We start from the raw sequence: 16,420 nt of genomic DNA on the forward strand, positions 1-16,420 counted from the left end.
TCTACTTAACTTCGAATTTATTATCTTTGCACATTAAATTTTAAAGAAAAAAATCAATGAATTCCTTTATAGAAGAACTAAAATGGCGTGGTCTTTTTGCCGATATGATGCCCGGAACCGATGAACAACTGAATAAAGAGGTAACTACTGCATATATTGGTTTTGATCCAACTGCTGATTCTTTGCATATTGGAAGTCTTATTCAGATAAAAATTTTAGCGCACTTTCAACAGCACGGTCATAAGCCGATTGCTTTGGTAGGTGGTGCTACAGGGATGATTGGAGATCCTTCAGGGAAATCTGCAGAAAGAAATCTTTTGGATGAAGCAACCCTTTTACATTACGTTGATTGCTTAAAAAATCAACTTTCAAGATTTTTGAATTTTGATGGAAATGAGCCTAACAAAGCTGAATTAGTGAATAACTATGATTGGATGAAAAATATTTCATTCCTAGATTTCACTAAAAATGTTGGGAAAAACATCACGGTAAATTACATGATGGCGAAAGATTCTGTAAAGAAAAGACTTTCCGGGGACGCTGGTGTTGACGGAATGAGTTTCACGGAATTTACTTACCAATTGATTCAGGGATATGATTTCCTTCATTTATACCAAAACAATAATGTGAAGCTTCAAATGGGAGGTTCTGACCAGTGGGGAAATATCACTACAGGAACAGAATTGATCCGTAGAAAAGCTCAAGGTGAAGCGTTTGCATTAACAGTTCCTTTGATCACCAAAGCTGACGGTTCTAAATTTGGAAAGTCTGAAAGCGGTGAAAATTACTGGTTAGACAAGAAAAAAACTTCTCCATATAAATTCTACCAATTCTGGTTGAATGCAACAGATAGTGATGCGGAAAGATTCATTAAATTCTATACTTTCTTAAGTAAAGAAGAAATTGATGCCTTAATTGAAGATCACAAAACTGCTCCACACGAAAGAAAACTTCAGAAGAGATTGGCTGAAGAAGTAACGGTTTGGGTTCATGGAAGAGAAGAATATGAAAAAGCGTTGAAAGCTTCTGAAATACTTTTCGGACGTTCTACCGCAGAAGATCTAGTAAGTCTTGATGAAGAAACTTTTTTGGAAGTTTTTGACGGAGTTCCACAAAAAGAAGTGGCAAAAGCTGATGTTTTGGGAGTTAATATCGTTGATCTACTTTCTGAAAAATCAGGCTTTTTGAAGTCTAAAAGTGAAGCAACAAGAGAGTTGAAAGGAAATTCAATCTCTATCAACAAAGAAAAAGTAAATGAAGTTTACACAGCTAATGAAAGTGATCTCATTGATGGTAAATTTTTATTACTTCAAAAGGGTAAAAAAAGTTATTTCATTGTAAAAACAATTTAATATTCTTTACAATACATAAAAGGGGAATCATTATTTTATGACTCCCCTTTTTTTGTATTCTTGAAGCTAATATTTTGATTATAAATAATTACAGATAAATTATTTTAAAACCATCTTAAACTTCTCCAAAATTTATCTTAGTTTACAAAACTACATAGATTGAAAATTAAAAACCACCTAAAAGGTGGTTAATCTAATAGTTAATTATTCGTTTAATGAACCTGTTTATTTTTTTTCTTCTATTGCAGAAGATTTATTATTTTTTCCTTCTAACGTTTTCAATCTTGCTTCCAGAGATTCTATCTGCTTTTGTTGATCCTGAATAGCTTTTGTAAGTATCGGAATTATCTCTGTATAAGAAACAGCAAGTGTTTTATCTGCATCAGCTCCTTTAGTTACAATGGAAGGAATTACTTTGGCAACCTCCTGGGCAACGAACCCAATCTCGTGACGATTATAATCGTTGCTTTCTACACTATTCTTCTTTTCATATTCTACCGGACGAAGTGCCATTACCGTATTAAGTCCATAAGATGTAGTATTAATATTACGTTTCAAACGTGCATCTGAGGTAAGTGCAACACCTGCCGCACGTACACTACCTGAGGCATTAATGTCACCAACTACATCAAGCATATAAGCAGGAGCTGTATTGTTAATTCCTACATTACCATTGGGTACAATAGTCATTCTTCGGATATAATTTCCTCCATTACTATAATATACATTAAATCGGCTGTCAATAGTACTTGCACTCAATTGCTCCGGCCCAACACCCCATGTAGCACCGCCTCCATTGTATGAGTTAAATCCTAAAATAGCCTTATTGCCTGTAGCAACGGGGGCTAAATTAGAAATTCGGGCAATAGGAAATTCGGTGGTTCCTGCGTTATCAGCTATATCAAGCCTTGTACTTGCAGACGGAAAAGTACCTACGCTTGTATGTCCATTCCCTAAATCTATAAGAAAATCAGATGCATTATCTCTTGCAATAACAAATACACCATTTCCTGATGTACCTATCGGATTAATACCCATTACAATATCTTTTGAAGCTCCACTCGCATTTTTGGCAGAGAAATGCTGGATAACAGAATTTCCGTTTACATTATTTTCCAGACGCAGACCAATATTACTTGCAAATCCTGTAAGACCAACAAAAGAACCTGCTGCTCCTTTATTAACAATATGAGAAGTTGCTACAGGTGTACTTGTCCCGATACCTACATTACCTTCCACAATCATACCATTAGCAGGAGCCGCAATACCGGTATAACTTGTACCTATTGAAGAATTACCATTTACAGTAAGTTTATTAGTAGGACTCACATTTCCAATAGCCAAACCTAAGCTTCCGGCAGAATTTAATACCATATCCGCAGCATCGGCAGCAGCAGCACCTACATGAAATCTAAGCTGACCACCACTAAGACCCAAACCATAAAAATCTGTACCTCCTGTGCTATTATAAACAGCCAGTTTCTTATCTACGACACCTGGTCCTAAATCTAATATACTGTTAGGAGTACTTGTGCCAATACCAACATTTCCTCCTGCCTGAACACGCATTTTTTCTGTATTATTAGTCCGAAAAACCATATCCTGATTATCTGTAGTACCTAGAAAATTTGTAGCCGGTAAGGTTCCTGAATTTCCTAGTAAATTCCAAGCTGGATTGCCTGCACTCGCTCCCCCGTTCGTACTTCTCCAATTACCATTACTATATGCAAATTCCATGGCTTGGCCGTTTGTAATAGAATTCCCGTTCAAAGTTGCAGCAAAACCTCCTGTTGTGTTATTATAAATGATAAGACGCTGTCCTGCATTAGGAGCTGCAGGAGCCGTAATAGCTATCCCCCCCGTTGCAGATCCGGTAAGTTGTACCTGGCTTACATTCGCAGGTATAGTAACAGCATTACCAGCAACAGCAACCGCAGTTTCACGGTTAGTAATTGCACCATTTACATCCAATGTAGTTCCAGGAGTAACAGTATTAATCCCCACCTGAGCATATATTGCAGTACTAAAAGTACAAAATGCAATGAGTAAGAAATTTTTTTTCATAATAATTCGTATTTCGTTAGTAAAATCAAAAGTTATAAAACACATATCAAATATACATATTTTATCAAAACACACAATAAAATATTAATATTATAATAAAAAACGATAAATTATATTAAACCCAACACTTATATTGTCATTTTATTAATTATTTAATTGCCATGATATTTATTTTTTATTCTAAATTATTTATTTTAATTAAAATTTTTCAGCCTGTATAAATTAATTGTTTAATTAATTATTCTCTCAAAATATATTTAACAATAATTATTTGATAGATAATGCTTCTTTTTAGTATACTATTTAATATGCACAAAACAAAAAAAACCACCCTTTCAGGATGGTTTTAATATAATTATTTAATTACTTTTTTCTTATAGTTCCAAGAAACTGTGTGCAATAGTAGCACTTTTTGTTCCCTGCCCTACTACAGTATCGCTTTCTGCAATTTCTCCATCAATCCAAATGCTTATGATAAGCTTAGAATCAGTGTTTAAAAGTTCTGCATTAGCTCCTAAATTCAATTGAGATTGGCTAGAGTTTACAAAAAACTCTCCGCTAGACCAAACTAAACCCGTAGGATTAAAAGTATTCTGCTGATTTGTTCCTACCTGAGTAACCACAGTTTTGAAATAACTGATAGGCGGAGGTGCAGTTGTACCACCATGAACTATTTTTGCTTCAAACTGAACGATATGATCAGTAAACTCCTCGTCATCGTCATCTTTTTTACATGAATTAACTACAGAAATTGTTGAAAATAATACGATGAATAAAAAAGAAAGTCTAAGTAAACTTTTAAGGTTGTAAAATTGCTTCATTTCTCCAAATAGATTTTTTAATGTTTCAAATATAGGTTTTTTATCAATATAAAAATAACTTTTATGAAAATTTTCTAACAAAGATTTCTAAATAATATCAAATCAATAAAAATACAACATACAGTTCTTTCATTATGTATATTAATATTCAAATACAATTCAAAACACTCATTATCAAATAATAAAACGCTTATTTTAAGATGTAATTTTTAAACGAAATTTTGAAAATATAGGATTTCGTAATATAATTTATTATTTATCTTTGTTGTATGAATTTAGATTACATCGTAAGAGAACCTGAGAACATTTCATCAAATACTCCTATTCTTTTTATGCTTCACGGTTATGGAAGCAACGAACAAGACCTTTTCAGTTTCAGAGAAACACTTCCTGCAGACTGGATCCTCGTAAGTTTCAGAGCGCCGAGAGAAACTCAGTTTGAAGGATACTCTTGGTTTGATATAGATTTTAATAATCCTGAGAATTTCATCGATACAGACCAAGCAAAAGAATCTTTGAATGCTGTATTAGAAAACATTCTTAAAATTGTAAATAAATATGGATTAACAGAAAGTAAGACTCACCTTTGTGGATTTAGCCAAGGTGGTATTCTTTGCTATTCTTTAGCTTTAAAATATCCTGAAATGTTCAATTACGTAGCATGTTTAAGCAGTTTCCCTGAGGAAAAACTTCTGGATAATATTGTAAAAGACAAAAAGAAATTAGAACATCTAAGATTTTTTGTTTCGCACGGAAGTGATGACGCTGTAATTCCTTTAGAATGGGGAAGAAAAGCGGCTGATCTGTTGTATGATCTGAGTTGTTACTTTACTTTCAGAGAATATATGAGCGGACACGGCGTGAATCAAAAAAATTATATGGATCTGATGGAGTTTTTCTCTAAGTAATTCAATTTTACGAAAAATAAACCGTTTACAAATATTCATTATAAAATATTCAAACATTCTCAAAATTGGGAATGTTTTTTACTTCCAGTCCGGATAATTTTACTAAATTCAGTAAATGAAAAGACTGTATTTTATTATGATTTTATTCCTAAGCATTTTTGTAAATGCCCAGAATAGTTTTGAAATAAAAGATGCTAAAAAAACCGTTGTTCCTTTTAAATTTATTAATAATTTAATCTTTATTCCGGTTACGATAAATGGTGTTGAACTTACTTTTTTACTCGATACAGGTGTTGCTGAAACTTTACTTTTCAGTTTAGAAAATAAAGAAATGAAACTCACCAATATTGAGAAAATAAAATTTTCAGGATTGGGCGGAGATCTGAGTATTGACGGTTTAAAATCTGAAAAAAACCTCGGTGTAATTGGGAAGAACTGCATTAATAAATCGATGACCCTTTTCATTATCGTTAATCAGGAATTCAATATTTCTTCTCATGTGGGAATTCCCGTGAATGGAGTTATTGGCTATCACTTATTTAAGGACAATCCGATTTCAATAGATTATGCTTCAAAGAAAATAACGATTTATAGTGACAAAAATCTGTTTCAAAAAAAAGTTAGAAAATCAGAAGAACTTCCCATCACGATTGAAAAAAGCAAACCTTATATCTACGCAGATATAGAAATGACTAACGAAAAGAAAAGTTCAAAATTATTAATTGACCTCGGAAATAGTGATCCTATCTGGCTTTTTCCAGCACTTATCAAAGATTTTGTGTATAACAGACCTAATATTGAGGATTTTTTGGGAAGAGGATTTAATGGAGATATTTTTGGGAAAAGAAGCAGAATTCATAACTTTTATCTTGGAGATTTTAAGTTTGAAAAGCCGCTCACAGCAATGCCAGACGAATATTCTATTCAGCATGTACATTTAGTCGAAGACAGAAAAGGTTCTGTTGGAGGTGAGATCATGCGTCGTTTTACGGTTGGTTTTGATTATCCCAATCAGAAATTATATCTAAGAAAAAACAAGAGTTTTTATGATCCTTTCCATTTTAATATGAGCGGACTCGATTTTAAACAGGATGGACTTCAATGGCAGCAAGACCTTGTAAAAATTGAAACGACTAAAACAACAAGTTCTGTAAGTGAATTCGTTGCAGGAGGTGATAAATTTCAATATAAATTTGCTTTAAAACCTATATTTTCAATTTCCGGAGTGAGAAAAGACTCTCCTGCCGAGAAAGCTGGCTTTAAAAAAGATGATCAGGTATTGACCATTAATGGAAATAAAACCTCAGAAATGACCTTAGAAAAGATCATGGAGCTAATGAAATCTTATGAAGGCAGAACCATTAATATTGTCATAAAGAGAAAAACAGCACAGTTAACGTTGAGTTTCGAGCTGGAAGATCCTATCCCTTATCAAGAATAAAAAAATATGCAAACTGAAGAAACAACATTAGATAAAATAAGAACCCGACCGAGATTCAAGATGTTTACACATTTGACTAAGGAAGAATATGCCGAAAATCTAAAGAAATATCTCGCCGAACATAAAGATGAATTTTCAGGAAACATCAACAAAGAAGTTGCAACCATTTGCGTTGAAACTGAATACGACAATTACTGGAAACCCCGACTGTCATTAAGAATAGAGATAGAAGACGAACAGACCGTCATCCGTGGGGTTTTTGGCCCCAGTTCAGCAGTCTGGACATTTTTTATGTTCTTATATTTCTCTTTTTCGATCTTCTGGATGGTTTTCTTCACGATGTATTACGTAGAAAAACAAATCAAAACTTTTGAATATCCTTGGGCATTACCCGCTTCATTTGTGATGATTTTCCTGATACTTTTAACGTATGCAGCAGCAAGGTTCGGGCAAAGCAAAGGCAAATATGAAATGCAGAAACTCAGACGATTTGCCGAAGAATCTACATTACAGTTTGAAAAAATTCAGGATAATTAAGGAGCGAGAGTCTTAGGATTCTCCGGCATTTGCTCAATTTGTGCCTTTGCCATTTTCATAGAATCCACTACTTTCTCTCTGTTAGCCTGTTCTTTTAAGATTTTCTCAATATTAGGTTCAATAAGTTTGCTCATTTCTTCTACAGAAATATTATTGGAATTGGGATCATTCAATAATTTTCTCCACGGCTTTCTTCCGCCCCATTTGTAATCTCCGAAAACCATTACGGCAGTTCCTTTTGCTTTTGTAGTCGCTCCTCCCGGATTCAGAACCCAAGTATCTGCATAACCATACAGCCATTGCGCATCTTTCATTAGCAATCTCAAACAAGAATGCGATGCAGGATAACCTGGAAGGTCATATTGGTGCCATCCGATTCCGCCGGTATTGAAAATATTGAAGTTATAAGGTAATTTCCATTCGCTGCTTACTGTGGAAGTAGATAGTTTCTTTTTCCAGTTGGCAAAAGTAAGACCTCTTGTTGTCTGTGCTGCTTTTTTTCCCATACTTGTCGGTCCCCATTTCACCAAACTTCCGTTTGAATAAACACCGTAAGCCTGAATCGGGTAAGAAAAAATAACAAACTTTTTCACACCACTCAACACATCCATCTGCATTGGAAAAGGCGAATAAGACATCAAAGTTGTATCTATTTTTGCAGGAACAACCAACGTGTCGGCATTCCATTTATTTTTTGAATCTAATCTGTTTAAAGCTAAAATAGCATAACGCTCTCTCTCACTATACTTTTTGCTGAATTCAGAATATATAGAATCTCTCATTTTTTTATCCTTTGGAAGAATAAAAGCATTATAAAAGCCTGTTTCCTGCATGGTTGGAGGTACAGATTCTTTCATAACTACAGAATCTTTTTTAATGGAATCCTGTTTTACAGCAGGAGTTTCTGATGTAGAACTTGAAGTATCTTTTAAAGTGTCATTAATTTTTTCAATTTCTTTCTTACATGAAATTAAAAATAATGCGATTATACAGCTGTATAGGAATGATTTTTTCACAGATATGTTCATTATAATAAAATTGGTCTTTTTTAGTTTTTCTACTCAATACAAATATCAGACCTAAAAATGGAATAATAATTATCCTTAATGAAAATACCGTAAAAATACGGTGGTAACCTTTACGGCGAGACCGCCATTCTTTGAGAAAGGATTAAGTTTTTTCTTTGATCATCAGTCTTATCATTTATTTTTACCTTTTTTAAAGCCTTTCCTTGGAATATTTCATATACAGTAACTCCTTTGTCCAGAAAAGTAATTTTCTCTACAGAAACAACCTCTTTTGGGATATTAGCACCAAACCATAATTCATCCGATTTCTGTTTCCAGGTTACTTCGTAAAGAACTGCATTTTGGGGATAATTGGAATTAAAATTAGCTTTAGCATAATTGAATGCAATATCATTTCCATACAACGTTGACATTGTCTTTTCCTTCGGCTGAATGGAAGATGTGATAGGATTCATCAGAAGCGGATTTTCTTTCAATTCATCACTTTGCTGAATGGATGCTTCTTCATTAAGAACATTTTTAGAATTCTGTTGACAAGAAACTATTAATAGAAATCCGAAAATTAAATATAAACTATAGTTTTTCATTTTGCATTAATTTTTTTAAGTTGAGAAATCAAATATAATGGTGGAGTAAAAACATAGTCACGATCTGCGACAGGCTTATGGCATTCGATGCATTCCTGCTCAAAATTTGGAATATCACCTCCATAAGGTTTCAAATCACTACCTTTCCATCTTGCCCAGCCCCAGCCTTTTGTTTTTGAATATTTTTCGGCATCTTTAATCATAAATTCTACTGCTAAAAATTCACCTGAAGAAATATTTCCATTAGTTTCCACCTGTTGTTTCCAAACCGTTTTTGCAAAGACAGCCCCGTCCGGCCACGGATTTACTTTATGCTCTTGAATTGCTTTCACGGCAATCTCATTTCCAAAAATAATTCGCATTGTTCCGTTATCAAAGCGATCTGTTGTACTGATGGCTTTCCAGTTTCGATAATCCGGAAAATAATGTATTCCATTCGGAGCATCTTTTACGTGAGGTTTCTTCAATTCTCCATTTATCCAAGAATTGTATTGTTTTTCGGCTTCTTTTATTTGAGAATCATCCGAAACTTTACGGGGAGCAAGTGATAAAGCATAATTTTTTAACGTTTGGATCTGTTCCTGACTCAATTTTGCAGATGAATGAATTGCTGCATAACTCGGAAGTGGCATTTCACCGGACAAAACTTTGTTGATCGCATAATAAATCGTTGAATTCTGCTGCGCTTTTGGCCAGGAATCCCATTTTGAAAAGTTTAATACTCCGCGAGCTTCTTTAATGTGAGACGTAACCAGAAAATTGGCAGGAGTGATTTTATCGTACCATCTTAAATTCGTTTCTGAGGAGTGACAATCAAAACACGAGCTTCTCAAAATCGCATTGACTTCCTTCGGAACGTTGGTCAGGTTTTGCGCTTTTGTTCCGTGATCAATTTCTTCAGGTCGAAAAAACTGTAAACCGACAAATCCGATAAGCAAAACCAAGATCAGTTTATTTCTATTTTTCATGAGAGAATCATTTTATAGTTTATTTAAATTCTGAAATCAAAGTTATACTAAATCAATACTTTATCTTATAAACTTATTAATGAAAGGGAAAAATAAGACCTTAAAAGCGAATATTTTCTTGCGAATAAATGAGTAATTTTGAAACGAATTAGAAATTCTCGCATCATCAATGAAAAAGATTAATCTTTATACCATCACTTTTCTCGCAATAAGTATTGTTATTTTACTTATCAGTTTTTTTTCTTTCCGATATTTATATTCGTCTTCTAAAAAGGATGTTTTCGACAGTACGTTTGAAGCTGGGAAAAGAGAAGCGCGTGAAATTGGTAAATTGTTAGAGCTACAGCTTAAACAAGGTCTTTCAAAAGAAACGGTTATTCAGAATCTTCAAAGCAGCATTGTTAATACAGATACTCAAAGCGGATTTATTTGTATGTATAATCAAAAGGGTATTGAACTTTGTCATCCCAATCCAGCTTTAATTGGTCGTAAAGTAGAGAAAAACAGCTCAGAATTTATTGTAGATAGCGATAAGCAGTTTGATTTTCTGGAAATTCTAAATTCTGGAAAAGCCAATACGGGAATACATAATTTTAATAGAAACTCAAACCGTACCTCTGAAATTGTAAGTTTTTATCCTGTAGAAGGCAGTAATTGGATGGTAGCTTCACACGCTAATATTGAGGTAATCGAAAAGCAGATTTCTGATCTATATTTAACTTTTTTAATTGTATTCTTACTTGCTACTTTATCAATTCTCGGAATAAGCTTCTTTCTGATCCGAATGATTTATAAAAAATATGAAAATCAGAAAAATGATGAGATTAAAAATCTTAATGATGAAGTTAATTCTTTAACGGCAATCAATACACAGCTTCATGAAAAACATAGAGAAAATAGTAACAATTTTACAAGCGAAGAATCAACCGAAAATTCGAAGAAAAGAATTATTACTTATCATAAAGATGAATTAATCTCTTTAGAAACCTCAGATATTGCTTATTTCTTTCTTGAGAACAATATTGTTTACATTAAAACATGCTCAAGAAATCAATATTCGATCAACTCGAGTCTTGATGAATTGATTAAAACTTTAGATCCTCAAACATTTTACAGAGCCAATCGCCAATTTATTATTAATGTAAAAGCGATTAACAACATCCTTGTGTATGGCAAAAATCAATTAAAACTTGTCGTAAAACCCGAAAGTGATGAAGTAATACTCATCAGTAAAAATAGAGTTGCAGAATTCAAGAAATGGCTAGAACAGTAAATATTTTTTCTCAGAACAAATATAAAATCCTTATTTCGTTCATACGTTTTTACTTTTTTTTCTCAATTTTAACTAAGTTTCTTAGCTTGGCCTACCCAACCCGGCGCATTATCAATTGTCTGTCTTAAAAACATGTTTAACTGAGCGGAATGATGTTGAATATGCCTAATATTATAAATCAAAATTTCAAGTAATGAATAGTTTTTGTATTCGTTAATCCATCGTTCATTTAATTTTTCTGTTGTCAATTCTGATGTCAGTAAGTATGCTTTTTGTCGGCAATACTCTAAGTAGGTAAGCACTTCAGTTTTTGTATAGGTTCTGTCTGGCAGTTTACCAGATGGATCGAATTCTGAAAGTGTAAAACGTGTTGGCGGAACAAATTTGTCTGGGTCTGTTGTTAAGTAATAATCTGTCCAAAAAATGCAGTGGTAGGAAGTATACCAAAATTCTCTTTCTGTATCCCAATGTTCTTCCGGACACATTACAATTGCATTTTCAAGCATATCCAGGCTTGCACCGAATTGAGTCCAAATTGACTGTCCTATTGATGTTGAATGTTCCATATTTTATCGTCTGAATTGTTATTTCTAGAGTTGCCTCAAAAATACCATAATTTTAGACTTATAGAATCTGTTTATCAAAAAGGTTAGAAACAAAAAAAAACTCTTCAAAATAAATTGAAGAGTTTTTAAATAGATCTTGCGATCCGGACTTACATAATGCCGAACCGTTTATATCTATAAACCAGAATGTTATCTAAATTCAACAAACTCCATAGGGATCAAAACATTTGGTTATTTCCTTTTTCATAATGAATTACGGGAAATTAAATAATTCTATCTCAACAGTTTGCAGAAAATCACCTTTAATAGCCATATGGCATTTATATTTTTGATTGATATATATATCTTTTACCGAGTAAATAGTATTATTTATCACAGTTGTATTATCATTTCCTATTTCAAATGATCCAAGATCTAAACTAAGACCGTATCCTGTAGCCTTAATTACAGATTCTTTTTGTGTCCAAAGAGAGATAAAGCTATACATAGCATTTTGAGAATTATGTATAGATTCCCATTCATACCTAGTAAAAAAAAAGTTAAAATTATTTATATTGATATCTTGTAACTTTTCTATATCAATACCTATCTCATTTATATCTGTAATAGCACAAACAACAATATCATCAGTGTGCGAAATAGTAAAGAAGATATTAGTATTTTTAAAATAGGGTTTTTGATTTGAATTGTACACCAATTTTTCAACACTTAAATTCAAATCAAATGTTTTTATCAGATTATCTAATAGTAGACGTCCGATTATTGACGCTTGTACATTCTCCCATTTTTTATATTTCAGAATTTTTTGTTGAAAATCTAAAGGCATTTCAACAAGTTTTTTATTTAAAAAAAAGGCATGCTTATTCTTATCAATATATGAATATAGTATTTTTAACATTTTTTATATCTGCATGTATTCAAAATAAAGCGGTTTTAATTAGTGAGTTTTCTGATTATTTAAAATTAGTACAAAAGTTAGTTTCCACAAAATTTTTCTTACTTATAAAGCCTTAAAAAAATCACAGAATAACTTTTATTCACAATTTCGAGTTTTATTTTGTTATTATAATTTTGGATGTCTTTTTTAATTAATTTTATGGATAACACTAATACCAATTTTTAACATAAAATTTTAAACCATGAAAAAAGAATTAGACACAGTAAACTTTTATTCGAATGATTTTTTGGAAAACAAATTTCAGAATAATGCAGTCGATATTGTAACACAAATTGAGAAAATCTCGAAAGAGTATCCTGAAAAAAACGCCATCGTCGATGGTTCTGAAAAAACCACGTATCAAAAACTTAATGCAAAAGCCAATCAATTAGCACATTATTTACAAACTCAGAATGTTCAACAAGGAGGATTGATCGGAGTTTGTATTCCTCAATCAACAAGCCGTATCATTGCTTTTTTAGCCATTTTAAAGTCGGGAGCAACTTATTTACCTATTGATGGGGAATTACCACAAGCCCGAATCCAGATGATGATTAATGATTCAAAAATCAAACTGATGCTCAGCGTAGATCAATATTTAGATAAAGTAAATAATGATCAGACACAAACTATTGCATTAGATTCTTTAGTTTCTGATGAAAGTTTTCAAAATAAGTCAACCGACAATCTTTTAATTGATATTTTACCAGATAATCCTGCATACGTAATCTACACCTCCGGTAGTACAGGAATGCCAAAAGGAGTGATTATTTCACATCATTCTTTTTATAATTTTGTACAATATCAGGCAGAAGTTTTAGGTTTATCGGCTGATAATATAACCCTGCAATTTGCCTCTCCGAGCTTTGATGCTGCTATAATAGATATCTGGACGCCCTTAATTAAAGGAGCTACCATACATTTATATCCAAATAATAAAATTGTGGGCGAACCGCTTTTAGATTTTATTGTTTCCCATCATATCGACACCGTTCCTTTGATGCCGCCGATGGTGTTGGCATCGTTGCCTTTAAATAAACCTATCGGAAACCTGCAAACAATAGCGATCGGAGGAGAAGCCTGTACTGAAAACACTATAAAATCATGGTACAAAAAGATACGTTTAATTAATAGTTACGGGCCAACTGAAGCCACTGTTGCGGTAAGTAATTTTGAATTTAAAGAAGAAATTAATCCAAAAATTATCGGGTCTGCAATACCATTTGTTGATGTATTTCTATTAGACGAAAATTTGAAGCCTGTTGCAGAAGGTACTGTTGGAGAAATTTATATTGGGGGTTCTCAACTGGCGTTAGGATATTTACATCGTGAAGAAGACACTATAAAATCTTTTATCCAGGCTCCGGAATGGCTTTTGGATCAATTAAATAAAGGCACAACGCTTTATAAAACGGGAGATATGGCTTTGCGAAGAGAAGATGGTAATCTTGAGTTTAATGGAAGAAAAGACGATCAGGTTAAAATCAGAGGTTACAGAATCGAACTTGCTGAGATTGAATATAATATCTCAAAATTGCCACAGATTACTCAAAGTGCGGTTAAAGTTCAGAGAAAAGAAAATGGTTTACCTGCTTTAATTGCTTTTATTCAGCTTGCAACCGATGAAGATCAGACAAAAGTTTTACAGAATATAAAAGCTAAACTACAACAGGTGATGCCTGCCTATATGCTTCCTGACAAGATTTTTATTGTAGATCAAATGCCGTTGAACCATGCCGGAAAAATTGATAAAAAACTCTTAAAAGTCCCCGAAAATCAAACAAAAAACATTAATCTGCCGAAATGGAAAGAAGATAATTTAACCCAAATCGTGGCGCATATCTGGAAAGATCTTCTTTCGCTGGAAGAAGTTAATGAAGAAGATGACTTTTTTGAATTAGGAGGCCATTCTTTGTTGCTTGCTCAGCTGCATATGCTACTTCCTGAACCTGTCAGAAATTTGATCAGTTTACCGGAACTTTATATCTACACCACTATTTCAGCTTTTGTTAAAGAGGTTGAAAATCGAATGGTAAAAACAGAAATTTCGCAAAAAAGTAAAGCTGAAATGATGATTAGCGAATTGATAAAAGATTCGGAATTACATATTGATTTCAGTATAGATGAATCGCCTGATCCAGGTATTTTGACGAATCCTAAAAGTTTTTTTTTAACAGGAACAACAGGTTTTGTAGGATCTCATTTATTAGAAGAGCTTTTACAGCAGACTTCAGCAAATATTTACTGTTTAGTCCGTGCTTCATCCTCGGAAGAAGGACTGGAGCGTATTAAAGCTACTTTTAAAAAATTTAAATTATCATGGTTGATCGATTATGACAGTCGTGTTATTGCGATGATTGGAGATTTATCCTTGCCTTGTTTCGGTATGGAAAATGAAAACTACAGTTTCATTACAAATCATATTGAAGTCATTTATCATTCGGGAAGTTCGGTGAGCTATGTACAGCCGTATTCTTTAATTAAAAAATCGAATATTGATGGTTTACATAATATCATTGATCTTGCGGTAACAGGAAAAATAAAATTTCTGATGCTGCTGTCTTCCATGGGCGTATTTAGCTGGGGAAGACCATTCACAAAAAAAACTTGGATGTATGAAGACGATTCTATCGACCAAAATATGGCAGCAGTTTCCAGAGATCTGGGATATATAAAAAGCAAATGGGTGATGGAAAGTATTGCTGAAAAAGCGCGACAAAAAGGGCTTCCTATTACGAATTTCAGGTTGGGTTTTGCAGTTTGTCACAGTACTTCCGGGGCAACCGTGATGAATCAGTGGTGGGGATCGCTTATTAGAAGCTGTGTTGAGCTTAATTCATTTCCGCTTGTCATGGGATTAAAAGATGAACTGACGACGGTAGATTACATGTGTAAAGCGATCATGCATATTAGTAAAAAGAAAGAAGCGATTGGACTCAATTTCCATCTTTCTCCTTTACCTGAAAATGATGTTTCGCTCACCGATTTCTGTGCCAAAATAAATGAATATTATGATATCAATTTAAAAGGAATGGAATATCATCAATGGCTCAACCAATGGAAATATGACAGTAATTTACCTATTTATCCTTTACTAAGCCTGTTCACAGAAGATGTACACGAAGGAAAATCATTAGTAGAAGCCTACGAAAATACTTATTATTATGACAGAAGCAATACACAGCAGTTTTTAGCGGATACCAATTTAATACCTCCTGTTTTCGATAAAAAGCTGATGACTCCTTATCTGGAATTTATGGGAGTTCTTTAAAGATTAATTCTTTTTTAATTCTGGATATTTGATAAGCTAATTGTGGATGCTTATGTTTAAATTATATTTGGAGTCCAATTAGATAAAATAATAGAAAATCATATCAATTTTAAAAAACGAGTTCTGAATTTTTTCCTTTTTTTTGCAAAAAAAGCAAGATCGTTTTTACAGGTACAGCTTGAAAAATTTGTACGTAGAAAGATATGGGTTGCTAATCAAAGTATGTTGGTTTTTTAGAGTTCTTAAAATCAGTTATAATATTTGCAATCAGTAGATTTTGTTTTTTTGCAAATTTTAATAGAAAAGTAGTCAACCATAATCTGTAATTCGGATTTATGTATTCCCTCATTTGCATGAAACCCAATTATCCCCAAAAATAAATATTCAAAATTGCATTTAGTACAGCCAGACTTCTACTGAAACAGATAGTTCTTCTGTTCAGCCTTTTCAGATCGGGTTCTTAATATTAAATTGAATTGTTAAGTAAAAATGGTTGCAAGTTCATTTGTAAGTGGCTACAACTTTTTCTATCAATAGTTATAAACAAAAAAAACTCTTCAAAATAAATTGAAGAGTTTTTAAATAGATCTTGCGATCCGGACGGGACTCGAACCCGCGACCTCCGCCGTGACAGGGCGGCATTCTAACCAGCTGAACTACCGGATCA

13 protein-coding genes, 1 tRNA gene and 1 pseudogene are annotated in these 16,420 nt (G+C 33.0%); 6 read left to right on the plus strand and 9 right to left on the minus strand.

What is annotated here, in order from left to right; translation table 11 throughout:
- Positions 1 to 56 precede the first annotated feature (56 nt).
- Positions 57 to 1,352 (plus strand): tyrosine--tRNA ligase, encoded by a 1,296-nt coding sequence (gene tyrS, locus AC1Q7L_RS11285; protein ID WP_492306045.1) that lies wholly within the window; start codon positions 57 to 59, stop codon positions 1,350 to 1,352.
- 225 nt (positions 1,353 to 1,577) lie between these two features.
- Here tyrS and AC1Q7L_RS11290 read toward each other — a convergent pair whose 3' ends face one another.
- Both AC1Q7L_RS11290 and AC1Q7L_RS11295 read right to left on the minus strand, forming a co-directional pair.
- A complete protein-coding gene (locus tag AC1Q7L_RS11290; protein WP_492306046.1) occupies positions 1,578 to 3,416 on the minus strand; it encodes a tail fiber domain-containing protein in 1,839 nt (612 codons plus the stop codon).
- Between the two features lie 374 nt (positions 3,417 to 3,790).
- Entirely contained in the window at positions 3,791 to 4,237 is a 447-nt protein-coding gene (locus AC1Q7L_RS11295) for a hypothetical protein (RefSeq protein WP_410693926.1), read from the minus strand.
- A 269-nt stretch (positions 4,238 to 4,506) separates the two neighbouring features.
- On the opposite strand from AC1Q7L_RS11295, the gene AC1Q7L_RS11300 reads away from it, so the two are divergent.
- The 3 genes from AC1Q7L_RS11300 to AC1Q7L_RS11310 all read left to right on the plus strand — a co-directional run bounded on the left by AC1Q7L_RS11300 (position 4,507) and on the right by AC1Q7L_RS11310 (position 7,123).
- Complete coding sequence (locus AC1Q7L_RS11300; protein WP_066750972.1) at positions 4,507 to 5,145, plus strand: alpha/beta hydrolase; 639 nt, start codon at positions 4,507 to 4,509, stop codon at positions 5,143 to 5,145.
- Positions 5,146 to 5,260: 115 nt separating this feature from the next.
- Entirely contained in the window at positions 5,261 to 6,586 is a 1,326-nt protein-coding gene (locus AC1Q7L_RS11305) for a PDZ domain-containing protein (RefSeq protein WP_492306047.1), read from the plus strand.
- Positions 6,587 to 6,592: 6 nt separating this feature from the next.
- Positions 6,593 to 7,123 (plus strand): hypothetical protein, encoded by a 531-nt coding sequence (locus AC1Q7L_RS11310; protein ID WP_492306048.1) that lies wholly within the window; start codon positions 6,593 to 6,595, stop codon positions 7,121 to 7,123.
- Here AC1Q7L_RS11310 and AC1Q7L_RS11315 read toward each other — a convergent pair.
- The 3 genes from AC1Q7L_RS11315 to AC1Q7L_RS11325 all read right to left on the minus strand — a co-directional run bounded on the left by AC1Q7L_RS11315 (position 7,120) and on the right by AC1Q7L_RS11325 (position 9,706).
- Positions 7,120 to 8,139, minus strand: coding sequence for a L,D-transpeptidase (locus AC1Q7L_RS11315; RefSeq protein ID WP_492306049.1), 1,020 nt, complete (start codon positions 8,137 to 8,139; stop codon positions 7,120 to 7,122). The two genes, AC1Q7L_RS11310 and AC1Q7L_RS11315, sit on opposite strands and share 4 nt — an antisense overlap.
- 122 nt (positions 8,140 to 8,261) lie before the next feature.
- Positions 8,262 to 8,738: a hypothetical protein gene (locus AC1Q7L_RS11320; RefSeq protein WP_492306050.1), complete on the minus strand. Its 477-nt coding sequence runs from the start codon at positions 8,736 to 8,738 to the stop codon at positions 8,262 to 8,264.
- On the minus strand, positions 8,735 to 9,706 hold the full coding sequence (locus AC1Q7L_RS11325; RefSeq protein WP_492306051.1) for a heme-binding domain-containing protein: 972 nt from the start codon (positions 9,704 to 9,706) through the stop codon (positions 8,735 to 8,737). Before AC1Q7L_RS11325 ends, AC1Q7L_RS11320 begins: the two co-directional genes overlap by 4 nt.
- Before the next feature lie 169 nt (positions 9,707 to 9,875).
- On the opposite strand from AC1Q7L_RS11325, the gene AC1Q7L_RS11330 reads away from it, so the two are divergent.
- The gene (locus AC1Q7L_RS11330; protein ID WP_492306052.1) at positions 9,876 to 10,979 is read left to right on the plus strand and encodes a LytTR family transcriptional regulator DNA-binding domain-containing protein; all 1,104 of its coding nucleotides are present in this window, start codon (positions 9,876 to 9,878) and stop codon (positions 10,977 to 10,979) included.
- Positions 10,980 to 11,047: 68 nt separating this feature from the next.
- Here AC1Q7L_RS11330 and AC1Q7L_RS11335 read toward each other — a convergent pair whose 3' ends face one another.
- Together AC1Q7L_RS11335 and AC1Q7L_RS11340 are read right to left on the minus strand one after the other, a co-directional pair.
- Positions 11,048 to 11,545, minus strand: a complete 498-nt coding sequence (locus AC1Q7L_RS11335) for a DinB family protein (protein ID WP_492306053.1) — start codon at positions 11,543 to 11,545, stop codon at positions 11,048 to 11,050.
- Between the two features lie 253 nt (positions 11,546 to 11,798).
- Positions 11,799 to 12,443 (minus strand): 4'-phosphopantetheinyl transferase family protein, encoded by a 645-nt coding sequence (locus AC1Q7L_RS11340; RefSeq protein ID WP_492306054.1) that lies wholly within the window; start codon positions 12,441 to 12,443, stop codon positions 11,799 to 11,801.
- Between the two features lie 241 nt (positions 12,444 to 12,684).
- Here AC1Q7L_RS11340 and AC1Q7L_RS11345 point away from each other — a divergent pair, with 241 nt between their 5' ends.
- Positions 12,685 to 15,753, plus strand: coding sequence for an amino acid adenylation domain-containing protein (locus AC1Q7L_RS11345; protein ID WP_492306055.1), 3,069 nt, complete (start codon positions 12,685 to 12,687; stop codon positions 15,751 to 15,753).
- Between the two features lie 364 nt (positions 15,754 to 16,117).
- Here the strand turns inward: AC1Q7L_RS11345 and AC1Q7L_RS11350 are convergent.
- A pseudogene (locus AC1Q7L_RS11350) lies at positions 16,118 to 16,204 on the minus strand (IS1 family transposase); the annotation flags it as partial.
- A 141-nt stretch (positions 16,205 to 16,345) separates the two neighbouring features.
- Positions 16,346 to 16,419: transfer RNA gene (locus AC1Q7L_RS11355), tRNA-Asp, on the minus strand.
- Between the last annotated feature and the right edge of the window lies 1 nt (position 16,420).

It is taken from the genome of Chryseobacterium sp. GW823-FHT05E08 (assembly GCF_058795655.1).

Excerpts from the sequence above, each read along its gene's own strand:
- AC1Q7L_RS11340 (WP_492306054.1), bottom strand. The coding sequence starts at position 12,443 with ATGTTAAAAATACTATATTCATATATTGATAAGAATAAGCATGCCTTT.
- tyrS (WP_492306045.1), top strand. The coding sequence starts at position 57 with ATGAATTCCTTTATAGAAGAACTAAAATGGCGTGGTCTTTTTGCCGAT.
- AC1Q7L_RS11290 (WP_492306046.1), bottom strand. The coding sequence starts at position 3,416 with ATGAAAAAAAATTTCTTACTCATTGCATTTTGTACTTTTAGTACTGCA.
- AC1Q7L_RS11330 (WP_492306052.1), top strand. The coding sequence starts at position 9,876 with ATGAAAAAGATTAATCTTTATACCATCACTTTTCTCGCAATAAGTATT.
- AC1Q7L_RS11295 (WP_410693926.1), bottom strand. The coding sequence starts at position 4,237 with ATGAAGCAATTTTACAACCTTAAAAGTTTACTTAGACTTTCTTTTTTA.
- AC1Q7L_RS11305 (WP_492306047.1), top strand. The coding sequence starts at position 5,261 with ATGAAAAGACTGTATTTTATTATGATTTTATTCCTAAGCATTTTTGTA.
- AC1Q7L_RS11320 (WP_492306050.1), bottom strand. The coding sequence starts at position 8,738 with ATGAAAAACTATAGTTTATATTTAATTTTCGGATTTCTATTAATAGTT.
- AC1Q7L_RS11300 (WP_066750972.1), top strand. The coding sequence starts at position 4,507 with ATGAATTTAGATTACATCGTAAGAGAACCTGAGAACATTTCATCAAAT.
- AC1Q7L_RS11335 (WP_492306053.1), bottom strand. The coding sequence starts at position 11,545 with ATGGAACATTCAACATCAATAGGACAGTCAATTTGGACTCAATTCGGT.
- AC1Q7L_RS11325 (WP_492306051.1), bottom strand. The coding sequence starts at position 9,706 with ATGAAAAATAGAAATAAACTGATCTTGGTTTTGCTTATCGGATTTGTC.
- AC1Q7L_RS11345 (WP_492306055.1), top strand. The coding sequence starts at position 12,685 with ATGAAAAAAGAATTAGACACAGTAAACTTTTATTCGAATGATTTTTTG.
- AC1Q7L_RS11310 (WP_492306048.1), top strand. The coding sequence starts at position 6,593 with ATGCAAACTGAAGAAACAACATTAGATAAAATAAGAACCCGACCGAGA.